This window comes from Roseateles sp. (assembly GCF_044373315.1).
In the GTDB taxonomy this organism is placed as follows: domain Bacteria; phylum Pseudomonadota; class Gammaproteobacteria; order Burkholderiales; family Burkholderiaceae_C; genus JACDQM01.
Window position 1 is genome coordinate 1 of record NZ_JBILQK010000148.1, and the last position, 5,682, is coordinate 5,682.

The window sequence follows — 5,682 nt, forward strand, 5'->3', positions numbered from 1 at the left end:
CCTGGTGCTGGCTGGCCGCTACCGGAGCAGCGCGCGCGGCGCCGAAGAAAGCCTTGGTCCTGGAGATCTGCTGTGGGACCCGCCGGGCACGCATCTCCAAGATTGCTTCAGCAGCGCCAGCGGGCGCCTTTTTAAGCCTCAGCCTGCCGGCCCGGGCAGGCGCAGGAGCTGGGTCTGGGGGATGGCGGCAATATCGTCGCCGTGTTCCCGGACGCCGGCATGAGCATGGTGCTGACCCGCACCCACTACAACCAGCGCGGCCTGCACCAGCAAAGCTGGGCTTTCATCGAGCGGTTGCTGGAAAGCCAGCTCTGCGCCAAGTGATCGCTGCAGCCTGCTGTCGTTCGGTCGGGCTCGCTCAGGGCGCTGCGGCGTTCTTCAGGTGGCGATCCAGGAAGGTCTCCATGCGGCGCGCGAAGTCCACCTGAGTCTCAAGCCGGCGCCAGCTGTGGCCTTCATTGGCATAGCTGATCCATTCCGGTGGACGGCCCAGATCGCTCAAGGCTTCGCGCATGCGCTTGCCATGCGCCAGCGGCACGCGCTGGTCGGCCTCGCCGAAGGCCAGCAACAGCGGCGCCTTGATGCGTGCTGCCTGCGTCACCGGCGACTGCGCCAGCAGCAGCTCGGCATCCTTGACCGGATCGCCCACCAGTTCGGGCAGCCGGTGGCGCCGGCCTTCCGAACTGATGTCGTCATCGATCCACCAGGAACCCTTGACGTAGAGCGGCAGGTCGGTGACCGCCACCCAGGCGACGCCGCAGCGGTAGAGCTCGGGGTGGCGCGCCAGGCCCATCAGTGTCGAGTAGCCGCCATAGCTGGCGCCGGCGATGCAGGCGCGCTCATCGGCCAAGCCCTGCTTGCGAGCCCAAAGCAGCGCGTCAGCGACGTCGTCCTGCATGGCCTGGCCGAACTGCTTCCAGCCAGCCCGGTAGTGGGCAAAGCCGTAGCCGGTGCTGCCGCGGAACTCGGGGCTGATCACCAGATAGCCGCGTGAGGCCAGAAACTGCTCCATCGCCTGCCAGCGCCAGTAGCCGCCGCGCACCCAAGGCCCGCCATGCACCATCACGACGGCTGGCCGGGGCTGGCCCTTCACCCAATCGGCCGGCAGCGTCAGCCACAGAGGCAGCTCAGCGCCGTCGCGCGCCTTGATGCGCTCGAACGCCACCGAGGCCATGCGCCGCGGATCGATGTCGCGCATCGACCGTGCCACCGCCGTCCAGCGCTGCGGGCCGGCCTCATACAGCCACAGGTGACCCGGCTCGCGGTCCGAGTAGGACTGCACCAGCACCACCATATCGGGCTGGCCGCAGCGCCGGCAGCTCAGCCGGTTGACCAGGCTGGGGAAGCGCTCGTCGACCTGCTGCTGCAGGCGCTTCATGTCCGCATCGAACCAGACGGTCTGCTCGGCGTCGGTGGTCACGCGCACGCCCAGCGCCGGGCTGCCCGGGCGCTCCAGCAGCAGGCTGCCTGCGAAGTCGAAGCCCGGCGTGCGAACCAGCGGCTCACGGGCGGGCTGCATCTTCTCGAAATCGAAGCGGCTCAGCACCCGGTAGGCCTGCGGGCCTTCGGCACGGGTGACGTAGAGCGTGTCGTCGTCGCCGATGCTGTGGATGCTGAACGGCATTGACAGCACGCCGCCCTCGGCCAGGCGGCGCCAGGGGCCATCGACCGGCTCGCGCCACCACAGGGACCTGCGGCCGTCACGTTCGACGGACACGGCGCGCGGCCGGCCCTGGCTGTCAAACCACCAGGCCTTCACGCCCTCTGGCCCGTCGCCGGTGGACAGGCTGCGGCTGCGGCCGGTCCGCACATTCAGCCAGATCGGCGTAATCGACTCGATCTCCCGGCCGCTGAGGTTGTAGCGGCCGATGATGATTTCATCTGGCGCCACGCCGTCCTGCTGCGCGGGCACATGCAGCAGCACATGGTTCCAGTCCAGCGTGTTGCTGCGGCGCGTGCCGTCCTGGATCACCGGCGTGCCGGCACGCCGCACCAGCTGACGCAGTTCGCTGCCATCGGCCTTGACCGTGTAGAGGCCGGGAGTGAGGTAACGGTCCTCGCCGCTGCCGGCTTCGAGGTCGCGCACACTGAAGACCAGGCGCTCGTCGCTGGTCCATTCGAAGCGCACCACGTCCACATCCTTGAAGAGCGCGGCCCGGCTGGCCTTTAGCTGGTCCTGCAATTCGATCACCACCAGGCCGACACGATCCGCCTGGTAGGAGCTGCTGACGGCCAGGCGCCGACCGCTGGGCGAAAGCTTGGCTTGCAGCACCGCCGGGCGGGCGAAGAACTTCTCTACCGCGATGGGCTCGATGCTGGACGGCTTGGCTTCGACAGCGGGCTGGGCGTGGACCTGCCATGCCAGCAACGCCGCACTGCCGGCAACGGCCAGCCGGCCCAGGATTCTTTTGCTGATCGACATGCTTGTTGCTCCCTCGGGTCTCTTCGGCTGCTAGCCTACGGCAACGGGCCGGGTGCCGGGCTCGCTCCGAAGGGGGGGCTGCACTGCGGGCGCTAGGCGCGATCCAGCAGCGCCAGCGCCAACTCCGGCGGCCGGGCGATCACCGCACGGCCTTGATGCACCACGATGGGCCGCTGCATCAGAATCGGCGCGCTGGCGATGGCCTGCAGCAGTTGTGCGTCAGTCAGCGATTCATCGGCAAGCCCCAGGCTTTGATAGGCGTCCTCGCCAGTGCGCAAGAGGGCGCGCGCCGGCAGCCCGAGCTGGCCGAGCAGCTGTGTGAGTGCTTCGACGCTGGGGGCGGTCTTCAGATACTCGATCACCGTCGGGGTCAGGCCTTGCGCTTGCAGCAGGGCCAGGGCTTCGCGGGATTTGGAGCAGCGTGGGTTGTGAAAAATGCTCAGGCTCATGGCGGCAGTCTAGGGCCTGGGGTAAGCCATAGTCTGGCTGAAGGCGCGGCGTGGCTACGCTTCGCCGCTGGCCTGAAGCAGCAGGGGAAGCCCTGAGGAGTCCGAATGCAGAAGAAGAAACAAGGCAGCAGCATGGGTGCGCCCGCCAGAGGCGCAGCTGCCGTCGAGGACCGTTACGCCGCCATCCATGCCGATTTCCGCTGGCAGGTGCCCGAGCGTTTCAATATCGCCGAGGCCTGCTGCGGCCGCTGGGCGCGCGAGACGCCGGAGGCGATCGCGATCCTGTTCGAAACCGAGGCCGGCTGCCGCGCTCACTACAGCTATGGCCAGCTGCAGCGTGCCGCCCATCGCCTGGCCAATGTGCTGCAGGCGCAGGGCGTGCAGCGCGGTGATCGGGTGGCCATCGTGCTGCCGCAGCGCTTTGAGACGGCAGTGGCCCATATCGCGATCCAGCAGCTCGGTGCGGTGGCCATGCCGCTTTCGATGCTGTTCGGCCCGGAGGCTTTGGAGTACCGGCTGCAGGACAGCGCGGCCGTGCTGGCCATCGTGGAGGCCGGCTGCCTGCAGTCGCTGCGCGGTGCGCGCGCCAGCTGCCCGACGCTGCACCGGGTCATCGTGGTCGGTGCCGATGCCAGCATGCTGCAGGACGGCGAGCTAGACTGGATGGCCGCGCTGCAGGCTGAAGCTGCCCGCTTCACGCCGGTGGACACGCGCGCCGACGATGCGGCGGTGCTGATCTACACCAGCGGCACCACCGGCCCCCCAAAGGGAGCGCTGATTCCGCAGCGCGCGCTGATCGGCAATCTGAGCGGCTTCATCGCCAGCCAGAACTGGTTCGGCTTCGATCCCTTCGATGCGGCCAAGCCCAGCGAAGCGGTGCTGTGGAGCCCGGCCGACTGGGCCTGGACCGGCGGGCTGATGGATGCGCTGCTGCCCACGCTCTACTTCGGCCGGCCCATCGTGGCCTACCAGGGCCGCTTCGGCCCCGAGAAGGCCTTCGAGCTGATGCAGGGCCATGGGGTTACGCACACGTTTCTGTTTCCGACCGCGCTGAAAGCCATGATGAAGGCCGTGCCGCAGCCGCGCGTGCAGTATCCGCAGCTGCGCCTGCAGGCCATCATGAGCGCCGGCGAGGCGGTGGGCGATGCGGTCTTTGCCTACTGCGAGCAGCAGCTGGGCCTGACCGTCAACGAGATGTTCGGCCAGACCGAGATCAACTATGTGATCGGCAACTGCAGCCGCCTGTGGCCGGCGCGGCCCGGCAGCATGGGGCGCGCCTACCCGGGCCACCGCGTCGCGGTGATCGACGACGCAGGCAAGACCTGTCCCGCGGGCGTGGCCGGCGACGTGGCGGTGCACCGCCGCGATCTGCACGGCGATCCCGACCCCGTGTTCTTCCTGGGCTACTGGGGCCGCGACGACGCCACCCGCGCCAAGTACACCGGCGACCCGCTGGACAGCTGGTGCCGCACCGGCGACATGGCGATCCAGGACGCCGAGGGCTACCTCTGGTACCAGGGCCGCAGCGACGATGTCTTCAAGGCCGCCGGCTACCGCATCGGCCCCAGCGAGATCGAGAACTGCCTGGTCAAGCACCCGGCGGTGGCGAATGCCGCCGTGGTGCCCAAGCCTGACCCCGAGCGTGGCGCGGTGGTGAAGGCCTATGTGGTGCTGGCCGCAGGCCATGCCGGCACGCCGACCCTGGTCAAGCAGTTGCAGACGCATGTGAAGGGTCAGCTCGCACCCTATGAATACCCCAAGGAAATCGAGTTCATCGAGGCTTTGCCCATGACCACCACCGGCAAGCTGCAGCGCCGCGTCTTGAAGTTGCAGGAAGAGGAGCGTGCCCGCGTACGCGCATCGGCATGACGCTCAGCATCCTGGCTGCCGATCCGCAGGGCGAGGCGGCGCTGTCGCTGCTTCGGCTGGCTGCAGTGGAAGCCCGCGCGCTCTACCCGGAGCTGCACGCGGCTGACGCGCCCTGGCCAGGCAATGAGCCCACGCCGCCGCGCGGCATCTACCTGCTGGCCTGGATGAGTGACGAGTTGGTGGGCATGGGTGCGCACCGCCCGCTGGATGCGAACAGCACCGAGCTTCGCCGCATGTTTGTCCGCGCCGATGCACGCCGCCACGGCGTGGCGCGGGCCTTGCTCGAAGCCCTGCAGGCTCACGCCTTGAGCCAGGGCTTCACCCGCCTGCGACTGGAGACCGGTTTTCGCCAGCTGCCCGCGATGCGCCTGTACGAGTCCTTCGGCTTCCAGCGCATTGACCCTTTCGGGCCGTATGTGGGCGACCCCAGCAGCGTGTGCTTTGAGAAGCACATCGCCTGAGACAGAAGCGGACGTTGCTAAGATGAAATCGCAACTGCCGGCTCATGAGCGGTGGTCCGCAGTGACGATCAGGAGGCATGTGATGGACGCCTTGAATTGTTTCGTCGGACAGCGACTTGTCGCGGCCCTGGCCTTGCTGGCTTCCCTGTTGCTGGCCGCACCCTCATGGGCCAAAGAGCCGGCGCTGCGGCTCTACACCGAGGAATACCCGCCCTACAACTACACCCTCAAGGGACGGCCTGCCGGCCTGTCGGTGGAGGTGGTGCTCGAGATCCAGCGGCGCCTGAAGACCGAGGTCCCGATCGAGGTCGTGCCTTGGGCGCGCGGCTACCGGGCCGCCCAGAACGAACCGTGGGTCGGACTTTTCGTGACTGCGCGCACCGCCGAGCGTGAATCCCTGTTTCAGTGGGTCGGTCCGATCAGCGCCACCCGCGCCCATCTGTATGCGCGTCGCGGCGAGCAGACCGGCATTCGAACCCTG

Annotated in this window: 6 protein-coding genes; 4 read left to right on the forward strand and 2 right to left on the reverse strand. The window is 68.1% G+C overall.

Annotation, left to right across the window (positions count from 1 at the left end):
• Positions 1-201: 201 nt before the first annotated feature.
• Positions 202-324, forward strand: a complete 123-nt coding sequence (locus tag ACIQ67_RS19030) for a hypothetical protein (protein ID WP_397535949.1) — start codon at positions 202-204, stop codon at positions 322-324.
• 34 nt (positions 325-358) lie between these two features.
• Here the strand turns inward: ACIQ67_RS19030 and ACIQ67_RS19035 are convergent, their stop codons facing one another.
• Together ACIQ67_RS19035 and arsC are read right to left on the reverse strand one after the other, a co-directional pair.
• Complete coding sequence (locus ACIQ67_RS19035; protein ID WP_397535950.1) at positions 359-2,422, reverse strand: alpha/beta hydrolase family protein; 2,064 nt, start codon at positions 2,420-2,422, stop codon at positions 359-361.
• A gap of 92 nt (positions 2,423-2,514) precedes the next feature.
• A complete protein-coding gene (gene arsC, locus ACIQ67_RS19040) occupies positions 2,515-2,871 on the reverse strand; it encodes an arsenate reductase (glutaredoxin) (protein WP_397535951.1) in 357 nt (118 codons plus the stop codon).
• Between the two features lie 132 nt (positions 2,872-3,003).
• Here arsC and ACIQ67_RS19045 point away from each other — a divergent pair, with 132 nt between their 5' ends.
• The 3 genes from ACIQ67_RS19045 to ACIQ67_RS19055 form a co-directional block, all read left to right on the forward strand.
• Positions 3,004-4,740, forward strand: a complete 1,737-nt coding sequence (locus ACIQ67_RS19045; protein ID WP_397535954.1) for an acyl-CoA synthetase — start codon at positions 3,004-3,006, stop codon at positions 4,738-4,740.
• A complete protein-coding gene (locus ACIQ67_RS19050) occupies positions 4,737-5,201 on the forward strand; it encodes a GNAT family N-acetyltransferase (RefSeq protein ID WP_397535952.1) in 465 nt (154 codons plus the stop codon). The genes ACIQ67_RS19045 and ACIQ67_RS19050 overlap by 4 nt, the downstream gene beginning before the upstream one ends.
• An 82-nt stretch (positions 5,202-5,283) precedes the next feature.
• Positions 5,284-5,682, forward strand: a 399-nt coding sequence (locus ACIQ67_RS19055; RefSeq protein ID WP_397535953.1) for a substrate-binding periplasmic protein, incomplete at its 3' end; no start/stop codon positions are given.